Annotated in this window: 15 protein-coding genes; 14 read left to right on the forward strand and 1 reads right to left on the reverse strand. The window is 47.9% G+C overall.

The genetic code is table 11. The features are described from left to right. The first annotated feature begins 28 nt into the window (after nt 1–28). Genes B2U56_RS04845 through B2U56_RS04855 form a run of 3 tightly spaced genes read left to right on the forward strand, consistent with a single transcriptional unit; the run spans nt 29 to nt 3,243 of the window. Nucleotides 29–586 carry a hypothetical protein gene (locus B2U56_RS04845; RefSeq protein WP_273312447.1) on the forward strand — a complete coding sequence of 186 codons (558 nt, stop codon included), beginning with the start codon at nt 29–31 and terminating at the stop codon, nt 584–586. After that, the gene (locus B2U56_RS04850) at nt 574–2,244 is read left to right on the forward strand and encodes a hypothetical protein (RefSeq protein WP_286952612.1); all 1,671 of its coding nucleotides are present in this window, start codon (nt 574–576) and stop codon (nt 2,242–2,244) included. The genes B2U56_RS04845 and B2U56_RS04850 overlap by 13 nt, the downstream gene beginning before the upstream one ends. 42 nt (nt 2,245–2,286) lie before the next feature. After that, a complete protein-coding gene (locus tag B2U56_RS04855) occupies nt 2,287–3,243 on the forward strand; it encodes a D-alanine--D-alanine ligase family protein (RefSeq protein WP_286952614.1) in 957 nt (318 codons plus the stop codon). A gap of 29 nt (nt 3,244–3,272) precedes the next feature. Here B2U56_RS04855 and greA read toward each other — a convergent pair whose 3' ends face one another. Further along, nucleotides 3,273–3,764, reverse strand: coding sequence for a transcription elongation factor GreA (gene greA, locus B2U56_RS04860; protein ID WP_013048848.1), 492 nt, complete (start codon nt 3,762–3,764; stop codon nt 3,273–3,275). Nucleotides 3,765–3,859: 95 nt separating this feature from the next. Here greA and B2U56_RS04865 point away from each other — a divergent pair, with 95 nt between their 5' ends. From B2U56_RS04865 to B2U56_RS04915, 11 genes are read left to right on the forward strand one after another with little or no spacing between them, the layout of a single operon-like run. Beyond that, entirely contained in the window at nt 3,860–5,587 is a 1,728-nt protein-coding gene (locus B2U56_RS04865; RefSeq protein WP_013048847.1) for a ribonuclease J, read from the forward strand. Next, a complete protein-coding gene (locus B2U56_RS04870) occupies nt 5,584–6,387 on the forward strand; it encodes an undecaprenyl-diphosphate phosphatase (RefSeq protein ID WP_013048846.1) in 804 nt (267 codons plus the stop codon). Before B2U56_RS04865 ends, B2U56_RS04870 begins: the two co-directional genes overlap by 4 nt. 6 nt (nt 6,388–6,393) lie before the next feature. Beyond that, a complete protein-coding gene (locus B2U56_RS04875) occupies nt 6,394–6,642 on the forward strand; it encodes a DUF4321 domain-containing protein (RefSeq protein ID WP_013048845.1) in 249 nt (82 codons plus the stop codon). Beyond that, nucleotides 6,627–7,232, forward strand: a complete 606-nt coding sequence (locus tag B2U56_RS04880) for a Maf family protein (RefSeq protein WP_013048844.1) — start codon at nt 6,627–6,629, stop codon at nt 7,230–7,232. The genes B2U56_RS04875 and B2U56_RS04880 overlap by 16 nt, the downstream gene beginning before the upstream one ends. Beyond that, nucleotides 7,229–9,148: a DUF5693 family protein gene (locus tag B2U56_RS04885; protein WP_013048843.1), complete on the forward strand. Its 1,920-nt coding sequence runs from the start codon at nt 7,229–7,231 to the stop codon at nt 9,146–9,148. The genes B2U56_RS04880 and B2U56_RS04885 overlap by 4 nt, the downstream gene beginning before the upstream one ends. Beyond that, a complete protein-coding gene (gene csaB / locus B2U56_RS04890) occupies nt 9,145–10,164 on the forward strand; it encodes a polysaccharide pyruvyl transferase CsaB (protein ID WP_286952618.1) in 1,020 nt (339 codons plus the stop codon). The genes B2U56_RS04885 and csaB overlap by 4 nt, the downstream gene beginning before the upstream one ends. Continuing rightward, a complete protein-coding gene (locus B2U56_RS04895; protein WP_286952620.1) occupies nt 10,148–10,987 on the forward strand; it encodes a transketolase in 840 nt (279 codons plus the stop codon). Before csaB ends, B2U56_RS04895 begins: the two co-directional genes overlap by 17 nt. After that, a complete protein-coding gene (locus B2U56_RS04900) occupies nt 10,984–11,937 on the forward strand; it encodes a transketolase family protein (protein ID WP_286952621.1) in 954 nt (317 codons plus the stop codon). The genes B2U56_RS04895 and B2U56_RS04900 overlap by 4 nt, the downstream gene beginning before the upstream one ends. Nucleotides 11,938–11,939: 2 nt before the next feature. Next, nucleotides 11,940–12,635: a cell division ATP-binding protein FtsE gene (locus B2U56_RS04905; RefSeq protein ID WP_013048839.1), complete on the forward strand. Its 696-nt coding sequence runs from the start codon at nt 11,940–11,942 to the stop codon at nt 12,633–12,635. After that, a complete protein-coding gene (locus B2U56_RS04910) occupies nt 12,622–13,506 on the forward strand; it encodes a cell division protein FtsX (RefSeq protein ID WP_286952622.1) in 885 nt (294 codons plus the stop codon). Before B2U56_RS04905 ends, B2U56_RS04910 begins: the two co-directional genes overlap by 14 nt. A gap of 27 nt (nt 13,507–13,533) precedes the next feature. Next, nucleotides 13,534–14,748 (forward strand): murein hydrolase activator EnvC family protein, encoded by a 1,215-nt coding sequence (locus B2U56_RS04915; RefSeq protein WP_286952623.1) that lies wholly within the window; start codon nt 13,534–13,536, stop codon nt 14,746–14,748. The last annotated feature ends 14 nt before the right edge of the window (nt 14,749–14,762 follow it).

Consider the following 14,762-nt stretch of genomic DNA (forward strand, 5'->3'; position numbering starts at 1 on the left):
CTGCCATGTTCTGTAGGGGAGGAAAATGATGGCTGGCAGGTTCAGCGGTAAAAAAAAAATCTATATCTTCCTATTGGTTCTTGCTGGCCTTATGGCCTTTTATGGGTGGATAGCCTGGAGAGACCTTCACCTGGATCCTGATTCCATTAAGAAAGTGGTAAAAGAGGGACCAGCTATTGTGGTTGAAAGTCTTTCTATGGAAAAAGAAGTTTCTGGCGGCATATGGCATATCCATGCTGAGCGGACAGAGCGAAAATCCGGTCTCATTGCGGCAGAACAGATTACGGTTACGGGGAAGACCTCTGAGGGCAATCGCTGGAGAGTTATCGCTCCTTCAGGAGTTTTTGATGAGGGCTCTTCAGACGGCGTGTTATATAATCCGGAAGGTGTAACTGAGAGTGAGACCTTTACTGTGAGCTGGGAAGCACCTGAGGCTCAGTGGAACAGCGCCAAGGCAGAATGGATTTTCCCAAAAGGAATTTCGGCCGACCACACTCAGGGAACATTAAGGGGAAACTATGGGCGCGCCACAGAAGATGGTGTATTTTATGTGGAGAAGGGGGCCGCTCTGACGTGGAGAGAATAGCTCGTGGCAGTGCAGTCGGAATAGCATTCATACTGGCCCTCGCTGTTATTATGGCAAAAGGTATCTGCTGGGCTGCACAGCCTTCAGAAGTGTTTCTGGAAGCAGAAACAGTTGCCTACAATGAAAAGGGATCCCTGGCCACCGCTGAAGGGAACGCCTTGCTTCGTTATGGAGCCATTAGAATATATGCCGATTCCATAGATTTTGATATTGCGTCTCAGGAGGCACTGGCGAAAGCGTTGCCTGGCAAAAGCGTCTCTATTATTTCTGGGACACAGAAGCTGTACGGTGAAAGTCTTTTCTACCACCTTCCAACAGAAGAAGGCGTTCTGGAAGGTGCAAAAGGAGAGATGCCGGCAGGTGTGGGGCAATTGTTTGTGCGGGGGGAAAAGCTGGAGTTCGCCCCTACAGAAAAGGCTGCTGAAAAAGGTTGGATCAGCAGCAAGTCAGCCCGCCGAATAAAAGAAAAGGTCACCATTGGAAAATGGAGCGACACCGAGCTGACCACGTGCCCTGAGAAAAATCCCCACTACCGTGTTGTCACAAAAAAACTGACCATTATACCGGGTAAAAGCATTGTAGCTAAAAAACCAAAGGTTTATATAGGAAAATCATATCTTTTTACCTATCCTTTTGACTATGTGGTTAGTCTGAATAAACTTGAATCTGAACTTATGCCCTCTATAGTTTATGATTCGGATAAAGGCGTGGGGTTGGGTTATAGCGGCCCCATTGTCTGGGAAGATGGCGGCGCCCATGTGGGGGCTGTCTTCTGGACGAAAAATAATATGGAATGGACAGTTTCAGCCCATCAGAATCTTGATTTTTTAGGCTTGGATAACGCTTCCTTCTTCGGTGATCTTGAATATTCCTGGGAAGAAACTACCGATGAAGAGACATTCAGGCCTTCCTGGGGGGTAAAAGGCAGCTGGAACGGCTGGTCGGCTAAGGTCTGGTGGTCTCAGCGGGAGGCTCTTAATATAGAAAAGGGCGGCGGTGAAATCTATAAGAACCTTCTTTACCGCGAGCCGGAGATCTATATTTACAGCCCGTCATGGCCACTGATGTCGTGGGTCAACACCAAATGGCGGCTGGTTGGCACCTACGGAAGCTATGAAGAGAGGCGGGGACGTCGAACTCTTGAAGCGGATCGCAGCGGGCTGGGAATAATTGTTTCGGGAGTCGGGAATCCGGCACCAATACGCCCCTTCTGGACCTCAAGTTACTGGCATTATAGTTATGATGGCGGCGACGATGAGCAGAAGATTGCATGGTTATCTCTGGGAGCCGGATACAAACTGGGCTTTTTAGATATGAGGACGGCGTACCGCAGACGGTGGGTAGATGGTAGATCCCCGATGAGATGGGATAACTATGGCGAATTGGAAGAGCTTTATCAGCAATTTGCTTTCCCTATAGGAAGAGACCTCTCTCTTACTGTACGCGGCGCTTATAATATACGCACCGAGAAATGGTTTGAACGTGCCTACATCTTGACATATGACACGAGTGACTGCCTGAAATGGCAGCTTTTTTACCGGGACGACCTGAGTCGGACAAATGACGACTGGGTAAGTATGAAGCTGATCATTAATGCTTTTCCTGACAAGCCCATGGCACTAGGAGATAAAAATCTTTCCAATCCCTTCCCATTTTAGCGGGGGAGCTGTTTGCTGGGTCAACGAAACGAGGATGACATTGTGGATAAAAAGTTGAATGTTGCGGTATTGTATGGAGGGGATGGGCCGGAAAGGGAGGTTTCTCTCAAGAGCGGTGCCGCTGTGGTTTCTGCTTTGGAAGAAGCTGGATTTAAAGTTGTCCCCTTTGACATAACAGATTTGAGTCAACTGTCGGATTTAAGAAAAACAGGTCATATTGATAGTGTTTTTATCGCTCTCCATGGAAGCTGGGGGGAGGATGGCCGAGTGCAGTCAGCACTTGATGTGCTGAGGTTGCCCTACTCTGGGTCAGGGCCTCTTGCCTGTTGCCTCTCTATGGACAAGGCTGCTACGAAGGGGTTGTTGAATCTTTTTGGAGTTCCTACTCCAGAAGGGGTTCTTGTTCTTAAAGGGTCGTCCTTTTCTCTTGAGAAGGCGCGGCATTTTGCAGAAAGGCACCACTCAGTCGTTGTGAAGCCTTGCAATGGTGGAAGTACCCTGGGAGTAACAGTTGTCCATAACAGCCAGGGGCTTTCTGATGCTTTTAACGAGGCCTGGAAATATGATAGTCGATGCGTCATTGAAAAATATATTGATGGGGTGGATCTGGCTGTTACTGTCTGGAAACAGAAAGGGTATCTGGAAGCTTTGCCTGAAGTAATGATTTGCCCGGAAAAAGGGTTTTATGATTACGATTCAAAATACACGCCGGGAAAGACTCGCTATATAGTACCGGCGCCCTTTGATCCTTCAATACGTTCAGATATCCATCAGATGGCCTGCCGTGCCTTTGAAGCTCTTAGTTGCGAAGGATACGCACGAGTGGATTTTAGAGTTGAAGAAAAGGGCACTCCCTGGGTTCTGGAGGTTAATACTGCTCCAGGAATGACAGGAACAAGCCTGACCCCTAAAGCTGCAGCGGCGGCAGGTTATGATTTTCCAGCTTTTCTGTCTCATGTTGTTTGTCTGTCCCTTGAAAAAAAGAGCGCCTGCCGTTAAGTGCGGCAGAGATGCGCCCTCTTAATTGATTACATTACAGCGATGCTGACGATTTTCAGATTCCTTATTCCCCTAGGAACTTTGACCTGGACTTCTTCTCCTATTGTTTTCCCAAAAAGGGCTTTTCCTACGGGACTGGAAGATGAAATGTGATTCATTTTAGGGTCTGCTTCTTCTGAGCCAACGACAGTATATGTGAAAACTTTTTTGTGTGTGATATCTTCTATTGTGACGGTAGTTCCGAGGGTGACACGGCTGGTATCCACATCTGAAGTATCTATTACTTTAGCTTTGCTCAACTGAAATTCTAGCCACGAAATGCGTGATTCTAATTTGGATTGTTCGTCTTTTGCGGCGGCGTACTCTGCGTTTTCGCTTAAATCGCCAAAGGATCTTGCTTCTTCCAGTTGGCGTGATATTTCCGCCCGTCCATCGCTTCTGAGTTCAACAAGCTCGGCAGTGAGCTTTTCGTAGCCGCTTCGTGTCATTACAGGTGCACCATCAAAATCAATTCGACTCAAATTCTCCAACCTCCTTTAGAGGGACGAATCTACAGTAACTTGGAATAATACCAAAAAATGCTGATTATGGCAATAAAAATATTGGAGGTGAATGAATGCCGGATAATAAAAAAGTGCGGCGACGCCCAAGAAAGCAGAAAAAATCGGTACAGCTTAAGGTTTTTGCCCTCGGTGGACTTGGCGAAATTGGTAAAAATATGTATGTATTTCAATATGGAGACGACATTCTCGTTGTGGATGCTGGGCTCATGTTTCCCGACGAAGAGATGTTAGGCATAGATTTTGTCATACCTGATATTTCTTATCTTGAAGAGAATCGCGAAAAAATTAAGGGGATTATTATTACCCACGGCCATGAAGACCATATTGGCGCTCTTCCCTTTGTGTTGCCCCGCCTCAACGTCCCGGTCTATGGAACTCGTCTTACCCTTGGAATGGTGCGCCATAAACTACAGGAGGCAGTGCCCGACTACAATGCTAATTTTGTGGAGGTAAAGGCGGGGGAAGAGGCGGGGCTTGGCAGTTTCAATGTTCAGTTCGTTTCAGTTTGTCACTCCATACCAGATGGTGTGGGGCTAGTCATTCAGACCCCCCAGGGCTGCATTGTACATACAGGGGATTTCAAGCTTGATCCTACCCCCATTGATGGACGGCTCACCGATTACGCGGCTTTTGCCGAAGCTGGGAAAAAGGGCGTTCTTCTCATGCTTTCAGACTCTACCAATGCAGAAAAGAAAGGTTTCACATCATCAGAATTTATTATAGGCGGAACCCTCGATCGTATATTCCGCCTCCATCGGAATAAGCGTATTATTATAGCGGCTTTTGCCAGTAACCTTCACAGGGTGCAGCAGGTTGTGGATGCGGCGAGCCGGTTTAACAGAAAGGTCGCTTTTGTGGGGCGCAGCATGATTAACTACGTAGCCCTTGCGAGAGAGCTTGGCTATCTGTCAGCAGATGATAAGATGATTATCCCTGCGGCTGACGTGTATAAGTATGCGCCGAACCAGGTTGTTGTGATGACTACGGGAAGCCAGGGGGAACCTTTCTCCGGACTTGTTCTTATGAGCAAGGGAGAGCACAAACAGATAGAGCTGAGTGCGCGAGATGTGGTGGCCATTTTTGCCTCTCCCGTGCCGGGTAACGAAAAACTCGTAAGCAGCACTATTAATCGCCTGTTTGCCTGCGGCTGTGAAGTGATCTATGAGGGAGATAAGGAAATACATGTTTCCGGGCACGCCGCCCGGGACGAATTGCGTCTTATGATCAATCTCGTGAGACCCAAATACTTTGTGCCTATCCATGGCGAATACCGGCATCTGGTTCGACACACCCAGATAGCTCAGGAAATGGGAATCTCCCCCAAAAATACATTTGTATTGCAGAATGGCGATGTGCTTGCCATATCAGGCACCAGGGCCCAGGTGCGTGAGCATGTGGCGGCAGGAAGGATCATGGTCGATGGGGTGGCCATGGGAGAACTGGAAGGCAGCATTATGAAAGAACGTCATGAATTGGCAGAAGATGGTTTTATTGTTGTTTCAGCGGTGGTTGATAAATATTTGAATCTCCTTTCTATCCCTTATATAGAAAGCCGAGGATTTATCCACATAGAAGACGCGTCCAGTCTTCATGAAGACCTTCTTGCCGCTATTAAAAGAGTCTTTGAACATTTTGCAAAGAGAAAAAGAGCGGTGGAGAAAGATGTTCTTGAGCTGCGAGTGAAAAGCAGAGTGCGGGATGTGGTGCGTCGGCGCTATGTACATGCAAGACCGATGATTTTACCTATCATAACCATGGTGGAGGAGCGACCTGAAAAATGAGTTTTGAATCGCTTATTCTTGGAATAGTTCAAGGCCTCACAGAGTTTCTTCCTGTAAGCAGCTCTGGCCACCTTGCCCTTCTGCAAAACTTGTGGGGTATCACTGAAAACAGCCTGACCTACGATTTGCTGCTTCACTTTAGTACGATGGTTGCCACGGCCTGCTTCTTTTGGCGAGATATTCTTTATCTCTTCCGTGAGTGGCTTGTTGGTTTTGTTTCCTCTTCTGGTCGTCAGTCAGAAGGTTGGCGCCTGGGGTGGGCCGTTATTTGCGGTACCTTTGTAACGGCATTTATCGGTTTTCCTCTCAAACCTCTTGTTGAGCGCTGGATGGTTGTTCCTTCCCTTGTGGGAGCGGCGCTTCTGGTGACGTCCCTTCTTCTCTGGTATGCTTCCACATTGCCCAGAGGACAGGGGAAAATATCTTTGCTGTCAGGTCTTTTGATCGGAGTGGCTCAGGGGCTGGCAGTTATTCCCGGAATCTCCCGGTCTGGCTCTACCATTGTTATGGGGCTGAAACGGGGTCTATCTCCAGAAGAGGCATTCCGCTTCTCTTTTCTTCTCTCTCTTCCCGCTATTTTGGGGGCAAATATACTCCAAATTATGGATATAACCAAAAATGAAAGTCTGGTAACCCAACTGCCTGATTTCTGGTATGGTGGGGTTATTATAGCTTTTATTTCGGGGTATGGAGCGCTTATCTGTTTGCGAAAGATGGTAACGTTGGGTCGCTGGCGCATATTCGCTTTTTATTGTCTTATTCCTGCCAGCGTGAGTCTTTTGTCGGTTTTATGGAGGTAGGTAGATGTGGCTATTGGAAAGTATAGTTCCAAACGATGGTGGATGCTCATCGTTTCCATAGTAATCGGAACCCTCATCGGAATTTATTTACAGGGATTTGCCTCTACAGCATCGTATTTTCGTAATATAGTATCTGTAGGCTTTAATTTTCGCGACGTGAATCTTGCCGTGATTGATTTTGGCCTGAAATTCTACTTCCACGCTAATTTGGGAACACTGATCGGAGGCATTGCGGGATTGTGGATCATACGATAAAAAAAGTGATATTAGCTTCGGGGAGTCCCCGGCGAAAAGAATTACTGGTGTCCCTGGGATGGCCTTTTGATGTCATAGTTTCAGATGTAGATGAACATTTATTGCCTAAGGAAGACCCCGTGGCTATGGCGAGGCGACTGGCAGAATCAAAAGCCCTATCGGTGTCTGTTGATTTTCCTGAAGCCTACGTAATAGGTTCGGACACTATTGTAACCATCGATGGTCAGGTATTGGGCAAACCGGCTGACAGAGAAGAATCTTTGAAAATGCTCCGTCTGCTGAATGGAAAAACGCACCGTGTCTATTCCGGGGTGGCCTTATGTTCTGGCGACAGGATGTTTTCTGATGTAGAGTGTACGGAGGTGACCTTTCGCCAGCTTGATGAAGATGCCCTGTCGGCCTATGTCGAAAGTGAAGAAGGTCTTGATAAGGCTGGTTCCTATGCCATACAGGGACAGGGCGCCCTTCTTGTACAATCTATTCATGGCTGTTATTTCAACGTGGTCGGGTTGCCTTTATATGCTTTAAGCTGTCTTTTTGAGAAGGCGGGGCTTTCTCTGGCAGATCAGTGGAGGATGAGGGAGAAATGACTTTTACGAAACGCAACTTTACGCTGCTTATTCTTGTGTTGGCCGTTATCTGTGCCGGGCTGGCCCTTACCCCCCGTTGGAAAGGGGAAAAAGAGCATAGAGATGCAGGCATTATTATCGAATATAAAGATGTGCTCTCTCTGGCTCAGAAAAATAGCCAGAGCCCTGAAATAGTCTTTGACCGTCTGAAAGAGGCCGGTGTTTCTGGTCTGATCGTATCCGAAACAGTAGGAAAAGATCTCTCTTCCGGCTCTCTTCCTCTTTATTACGGAACCGTCGCGGGTCTGCCGGACGGTTTGGGGAAAGACCTCCATGAACCCTTTGGCGCGGCCGCTTTATGGATTCCGTCAGACATTACTGCCTCCCAATGGTATGATTCCGCACTTCAGGTGAGGTTTCCGGAGAGCCGCAGATATGTCAAAGAACAAGGAGTTGTCTATGTTCTTCCCCATACTCTAGAGGAACTTTTAGAAACAGGAGTGTTGCCTGATTTTTCGGGACTCCTTTTTGCATCTTCTGCGGGAATTCCTGTCATGTACAGAGTTGCGCCGGTCGCTGTCCCCGATACTCAAAATGAAATGGCCCTTTTAGAAGGGCTTCTTGATAACTTTTCTGCTGTGATTCGAGCCGTTTCTCCTTCCGGGCTTTTTGCTGCCGGTTATCCAGATCTTCGACCACTGGCCGATGTGTTGAAAGAGGCGGGTATACCTGTGGCAATGGTTGAGTTTTCCAGACAATTCGGAGCCCACCAGCTGAATTGGCTTATGTATCCGGGATTGCTTTCCCTTCACAGTGTCACCACCGAAGAGATTATTAGCCGCAGTATTTCTCGTTATACCCTCTATGAGCGGATGATGAGAGCAGCGAAAGAGCGTGGCGTGCGCCTTCTACTCATGCGTCCGTCAGCTATTGAAGCGACTGACGACCCTCTTGCGGCTTTCGAAAAAGAAATCCAGCGTTTATCTCAGGGACTGAGGGGTCAGAAGATAGCGGTACAATGGCCAGACCCTTTCTCATCGTGGAACATGTCCCTATTCGGGGCTATTGCCTGTTCCCTTGTGTTTCTTCTCATGATAGCCCGCTTGGGCGATCGCTTTCAAATTCTTGAAATGACTACGGTCAGCTTCATTCAGACCGCCGCTTTTATTGTTATAGGACTTTTTCTCGGGGTGGGGGTCTGGAAGATCCTTTTCATTGCCAGGATCGTTGCGGCTTTCACCGCGGGGCTGCTTGCTTCTGAGGCCTCTCTTATTGCTCTTGAAGAATGGAAAAAACCTTTAAAAGGCCTTGTGGGTGGGTTTCTCGTCGCCCTTGTTGGCGGCCTTGCCATTGCAGCTCTTTTTAGTTACCCCGTTTACATGTTGAGGCTGCGGACGTTTTCTGGTGTTAAACTGACGTTGTTTTTACCCCTTCTTATCGTCCTTCTCCATGATCTGCGTCGGCGAGTCCACCCAGAATCTTTAAAAGATGTGATTTTCAGACCGCCTCTCTGGGGGGAACTTATGCTTATAGGAGGTCTTCTCGCTGCCGCTGCTATAGTCCTGCTCAGAAGTGGAAATGCCCAGTTTGTTCCTGGTTGGGAAGTGACAATGCGTGACATGCTTGAGAGATTCCTGATAGCTCGTCCAAGGAATAAGGAGCTTTTTGCGGGGTATCCGGCCCTTCTTCTTTGGTATTACTTTAGAAGGAGCCTGTTATGGGAGCGGTATCGTGAAATTTTCAGATTAGTTGCGACCCTGGCCTTTTCATCCCTGGTCAATAGTTTCTGCCATTTCCACACCCCCTTGTATTTTATTCTATGGCGAGAGTTTAATGGGTGGTGGACAGGTATTATTTTAGGAACATTAATGCTTCTTGTCTTCCACTACATCCTTTGCCCCTTTTGGAAACGATGGCGAGGAGTGATTATGGATTGAGCCGTCCCTTCGCAGCTGCTCTTGCAGGGTACTATGGTTTCAACAATTTAGGAGACGAACTTTTAGCAACGTCAGCGATTCATTACCTTGAAAAGAATGGCGTTCCAAGGGAGAGAATAGTAGTGCTCTCTGCCTCCCCTGAGGAAACAGCGTCTTCCTTTGGAACTCATGCGGTGGATCGGTGGAGTTTTCTGGAGGTGTACCGTACCCTTCGACGTTCAGAAGTTCTTCTTTTTGGAGGGGGGGGGCTTTTTCAGGATTCCACAAGTCTCCGATCATGTGTATATTACTGGGGACTCCTTCATATGGCTAGGATTGCAGGGTGTCCTTCGGCAGTTCTGGCCCAATCTATCGGCCCTTTTCGTACCGGGATGGGGGCCTGGCTGGCCCGCAATGCCCTGACCCTCTGCAAGGTCAGAACAGTTCGGGATCAGAGATCGCTTGATGTACTTCACTCCTGGGACCTTGCCGGAGAGCTTGTTCCTGATCTTGTTATGGGGCTGTCCTTTTCTAAACAAGAAAATGCACCTTTGGCATTGCTTGTGAATCTTCGTCCTTGGGAAGGGGATTTATCAGTTCTGACCGCAAAGACTGTGGCACGGTATGCCCGGCAACACGCTCTTCCTGTAATAGGAGTAGGTATGGCGCCTGAGGATGTACAGCTGTTACGATCTTTTTCCGCTTCAGGAATATTGCCCTGTAAAGATATACGCCTTGTGCGAAATTGGAGGGAGATAGAGGAAATCTGGAGTCTGGGAGGACAGGCGGTGGGAATGCGCTTGCATTTTTGCATGATTTCCCTGTTAGCCGGATGTCCAGTTGTCGCAGTTCCTTACGATCCCAAAGTCGAAGCCTTTGCTAAAAATTGGGGGATTCCTCTTCTCAGTAATAAAGACCTGCCCCTTGTTCCATGGCCCGTATCAGGCCTTGAGCGGGTCGCTTACGTCAGGCAGGAATGTGGCCGATCAATGGAAAAGACTTGGAAGGAGATGAGCTTCCATGAAAAAACTTCCTAAGGAAGAACAGGTTTTACTCGAAGAAGCCGCGGCTTTGATTCGGAAAGATGTGGTTCGGATGATCGGGGTTGCCCGTTCTGGCCACATGGCATCATCCCTTTCTATCGTGGATATAATGGCCTGGCTGTATTGGAAGGTCCTGAAAACGAATTCTGAAAATCCGAACTGGGAGGAGCGGGACAGGCTTGTTTTAAGTAAAGGCCACGGTTGCCCCGCTTTATACTCTGCTCTTGCTAACCGCGGTTTTTTTAGCAGAGATGAACTATGGAATTATAGGCGGCTCGGCGCCATGTTGCAGGGACACCCACTGGCGAAACGAACGCCAGGGATAGATGCGTCGAGTGGCTCCCTTGGGATGGGGTTAGGTGTGGCGAATGGCATCGCTCTCGGCCTCAGGCTGAGGGGTTCTCAAAGCAGGGTCTTCTGTCTGGCAGGGGATGGGGAATTGCAGGAGGGGGCCATTTGGGAATCCGCTATGTCTGCCGCCCATTATCAGCTTGATAATCTTATTATGATCATAGATCGCAATGAAGTTCAAATGGAAGGCATAGTGGAAAAAATTTTGTCTATCGAGCCTCTTGATGCTAAATTTCAGGCTTTTGGCTGGCATGTTGTTTGTGCCGACGGTCATGATTTTTCAAGTTTGGATTATGCCCTCTCCTGTGGCGTACCAGGCAAGCCACTGGTCATTATTGCAAAAACGGTAATAGGAAAAGGGGTCTCCTTTCTGGAGGGACAGCTTCTTGACCGGTCGGTTGTTATAACCCGGGATCTTGTAGACAAGGCTCTTGGTGAGCTGGATTCGGGGGGGATGAAGCTATGACGGAAACATTGAATAAGAGCACGTGGGATGCCTATGGGCCAGCGCTTGTGGAACTTGCCGCCCTATATGATGATCTCGTTGTTATAGATGGAGATGTTGGTGCGCCGGCATTCAAAGATGCAGCTCGCAATCTTCGCTCCAACAGTTATTTCAATATGGGTATTGCCGAGCAGAATATGATACTTACTTCTGCAGGTCTGAGCCTCGCTAATTTTCGGGTATTTGTTTCATCATTAGCGTCATTTCTTGTTGGAAGGGCCTATGATGAAATTAGAGAGACTATTGCCATTCCCGGTCTTCCAGTGAAGCTCATAGCTTCTTATGGAGGAGTCACTGTGGGGGAGGACGGCGCTACCCACCAGATGCTTGAAGACATAGCTTTAATGCGAGTTTTGCCTGGTATGGGTGTTTTGGTTCCATCAGATTACAACTCGGCTTTTGCTCTTATTAAAGGGGCGGCAGAACTTAATAGACCGGTTTACATACGTCTTGGGCGTCCCGAATTGCCCCTTTTATACGATAATGACGACGCTAATTTTTCTTTGGGAGGCGGCCGAGTCTTAAAAGAGGGGACAGAAGTGACCATTTGTGCGTGTGGTATTATGGTTCACGAGGCATTGAAGGCAGCAAAAATATTGGCACAGCAGGATCTGTGTGCGGAAGTGATAGACTGTTATAGTGTCAACCCTCTTCCAGCCCAGCAGATATTGGAATCTATCCATCGAACAGGATGCTGTGTAGTAGCGGAAGAGCATTTGCTTCATGGCGGATTGGGCGATGCCATTGCCAGTCTTGTCTGTCGAAGTTACCCTGCTCCGGTTAAATTTGTGGCAGTTGATAACAAGTTTGGGCAAAGCGGAAGAGCCGAAGAATTGCAGGAGTATTATGGCCTCACTTCCAGCCAGATAGTTAGTGCGGCTGTACAGGTATGGACGATGCGCAGGAGGTAAGAATGGATATACGTCTCGCAGGGGTCACTAAAATATTCCAACCGGACATTGTAGCTCTCGAAGATGTCTATCTTTCCATAATGCAGGGAGAATTTGTATACCTTGTGGGAACCACGGGATCTGGAAAAACGACTCTTATGAGGCTTATAACCAGAGAACTCATTCAAACTCGTGGTCAGGTGACCGTTGGTGACCAGAACTTGAGAAAGCTCAGGGCTTCACAGTTGCCCTACTATCGCCGGTATCTTGGCGTTGTCTTTCAGGATTTTAAACTTCTTCCCCATTTGACAGCCTGGGAGAATGTAGCTTTTGTTCTGGAATCCATGGGAATGCCTCGAAGAATGGTACAAAAACGCACCAACGAGGTAGTCGACCAGGTTGGATTGTGGCGACGCCGTTTTTTGTACCCCCCTCAGCTTTCGGGAGGAGAACAGCAGCGGGTGGCGATTGCCAGGGCAATGGCTAACTCTCCCGCTATTTTTATAGCGGACGAGCCTACAGGAAACCTCGACATCCATACGGCAGAGGATGTTATGAGGCTGCTTGTGGCGTTGAATGCCGCCGGAGCCACTGTCATAATGGCCACCCATGATCAATACCTTGTGGATGCCTACCGTCAGAGAGTTGTTGAACTTCAGGAAGGCCGCATTGTTCGAGATGAAGAGAAAGGGAGGTATCTTATAGATGGCGAGCTTTAGATACGCCCTTCGTGATACATTCAGGTTGGTTTTTCGACACTGGGGACTTAGCATCCTTACGCTCATTACCGCAGGGGCAGTGATTTATTTGCTAGGGATGTCCGCTCTTTTTTCTTTGAACGTCCGATCTATGGTATCCAAAGTTGAAAGTGAGCTGGTGGTTCAGGTCTATTTTAAAGAGGGCGGTCAGATTCAGAAAACGGCAGAACAAATTAAAACAATTCCCTATGTAACCTACGCCAAGGCCGTATCTCCCGAGGAAGCCCTCGAGCGTTTACGGGCCAAATTAGGCACCAAGGCCAGGGCAGTAACCCTTTTAGGAGAAAATCCATTGCCATGGAGCGTAGAAGTTAAAGTGAAACGGGCTGGGGATGTGGCTCCTCTTGTTCGAAAACTGACAGCTATGCCTGAAGTTGATGAACTTGTATATGCGGGAAAATTAGCAGAAAAGCTATCCCGCATTTCCCTCATGGTATCTAAAATATCCGTCGTTGTCTTGAGTCTTGCCCTGATCATCAGCGCTCTTGTGGTTTATAACACCATCAGGATCTCTTTATATTCCCGTAAAGAAGAGATACAGGTAATGGTATTGGTGGGAGCGACTAAGACATATATTTCTCTCCCCTTTGTCTTGCAGGGCATGATCCTGGGATCTTTGGGAGCGTTGCTGGCAGCTCTCGCTGTTGCTGGATCCTATTCGACTGCGAGAGAAGCCATATGGACGACTCTTCCCTTTGTCCAGCTTATTGCCCAGCCGGAATTTCTTTTAAAATTTTATCTGCTCCTTTTGGGAATAGGAACAACCCTGGGCTGGATTTGCAGCTGGTTTGCAGTGAGCCGTTTTGTGCGTGTGGCAGAAAAACCTCTTTAATGTGAAGGAGAAAGGGGGAGTGATCCCTTGAAGTGCTTCACAAAAAAACATTTATTCGGTATCCTTCTAGCGGCTTTTTATATTTTTTGTTGTTTAACACCACCTGTTTTCGCTCTTACCACTCAGGAGCTTGAACAGCAGATAGCAGAAGAAGAGCGGCGTATGACGATTATTGAACGGAGAGCTGCTTATTACGAAGATCTCATTAAAAAAGCAGGAGAAAAGGAGAGGGGCATCCTCGGCCAGATTACCCAATACGATCAGAAAAAGCAAAAGACAGAACAGCAGATCAAGGTTTTGGAATTAAAGCAGGCCAAGGCACAGCGAAGAATAAAGGAACTGAACGAAGACATAAAAAAAACAGATGCTCGAATAGAGGAAATAAAAGGATATTTGAGAGAGCGTTTTGTTGCCATCTACAAATACGGAGGAATGGCAGAAATAGATCTTCTTTTAACAGCATCAACGGCTCATGAAGCTATGTCTACTTCTATACTTCTTGGTAAAATAGCCAGAGAAGATGAAAATATGATCGATGACCTGGCCCTTAGCCGGGAGAAAATAGAGGCATCTAAAAAGGAACTTGAGGAACAGAAGGCCCTTTTTGAGTCTCAGGAGAAAAAACTGCAGGGCGAACGGAAGCGTTATAAGGCAGAGATAGAGAAAAGAAATGCCCTTTTGGGAAAGTTAAGGAAGGAAAAAGCTCTTCATGAGCAGGCGGCCCGGGAACTTCAGCAGGCCCAGCAGGAAGTAGGAAATACGATTCGCCGTCTTATGCGTCAGAAACAGGAGCTTATTGCCAAAGAACGCGAACGTAATGAGAAGCCTACAAGAGTTATTGCCTATGTCCCTGCCGGGGGACGGCTGGATTGGCCTCTTCGAGGAGAAGTCTCAGAAACCTTTGGCAAGAGGGTTCATCCTGTTTTTAAAACAACGACTATGCATACGGGGATCGATATCAGGGCACCAAGAGGAACAGCGGTAAGAGCAGCAGGTCCCGGAGAAGTTCTCTATGTTGGGTGGCTTCGAGGCTACGGACAGATCATTATTATAGATCATGGCAGGGATTTGAGCACTGTATATGCCCACCTATCCAGCACAGGTGTAGATGAAGGACAGGGAGTGTCAAAGGGGCAAGTGATCGGCCATGTTGGAAGTACCGGGGTGAGTACAGGCCCCCACCTCCATTTCGAAGTGCGTGTTAATGGCGACGCGCGGGATCCGATGAAATATTTGCAATAACCATCTCAGTAACG

Origin of the sequence: Aminobacterium sp. UBA4987 (assembly GCF_002396985.1) — a bacterium.
GTDB lineage: Bacteria > Synergistota > Synergistia > Synergistales > Aminobacteriaceae > Aminobacterium > Aminobacterium colombiense.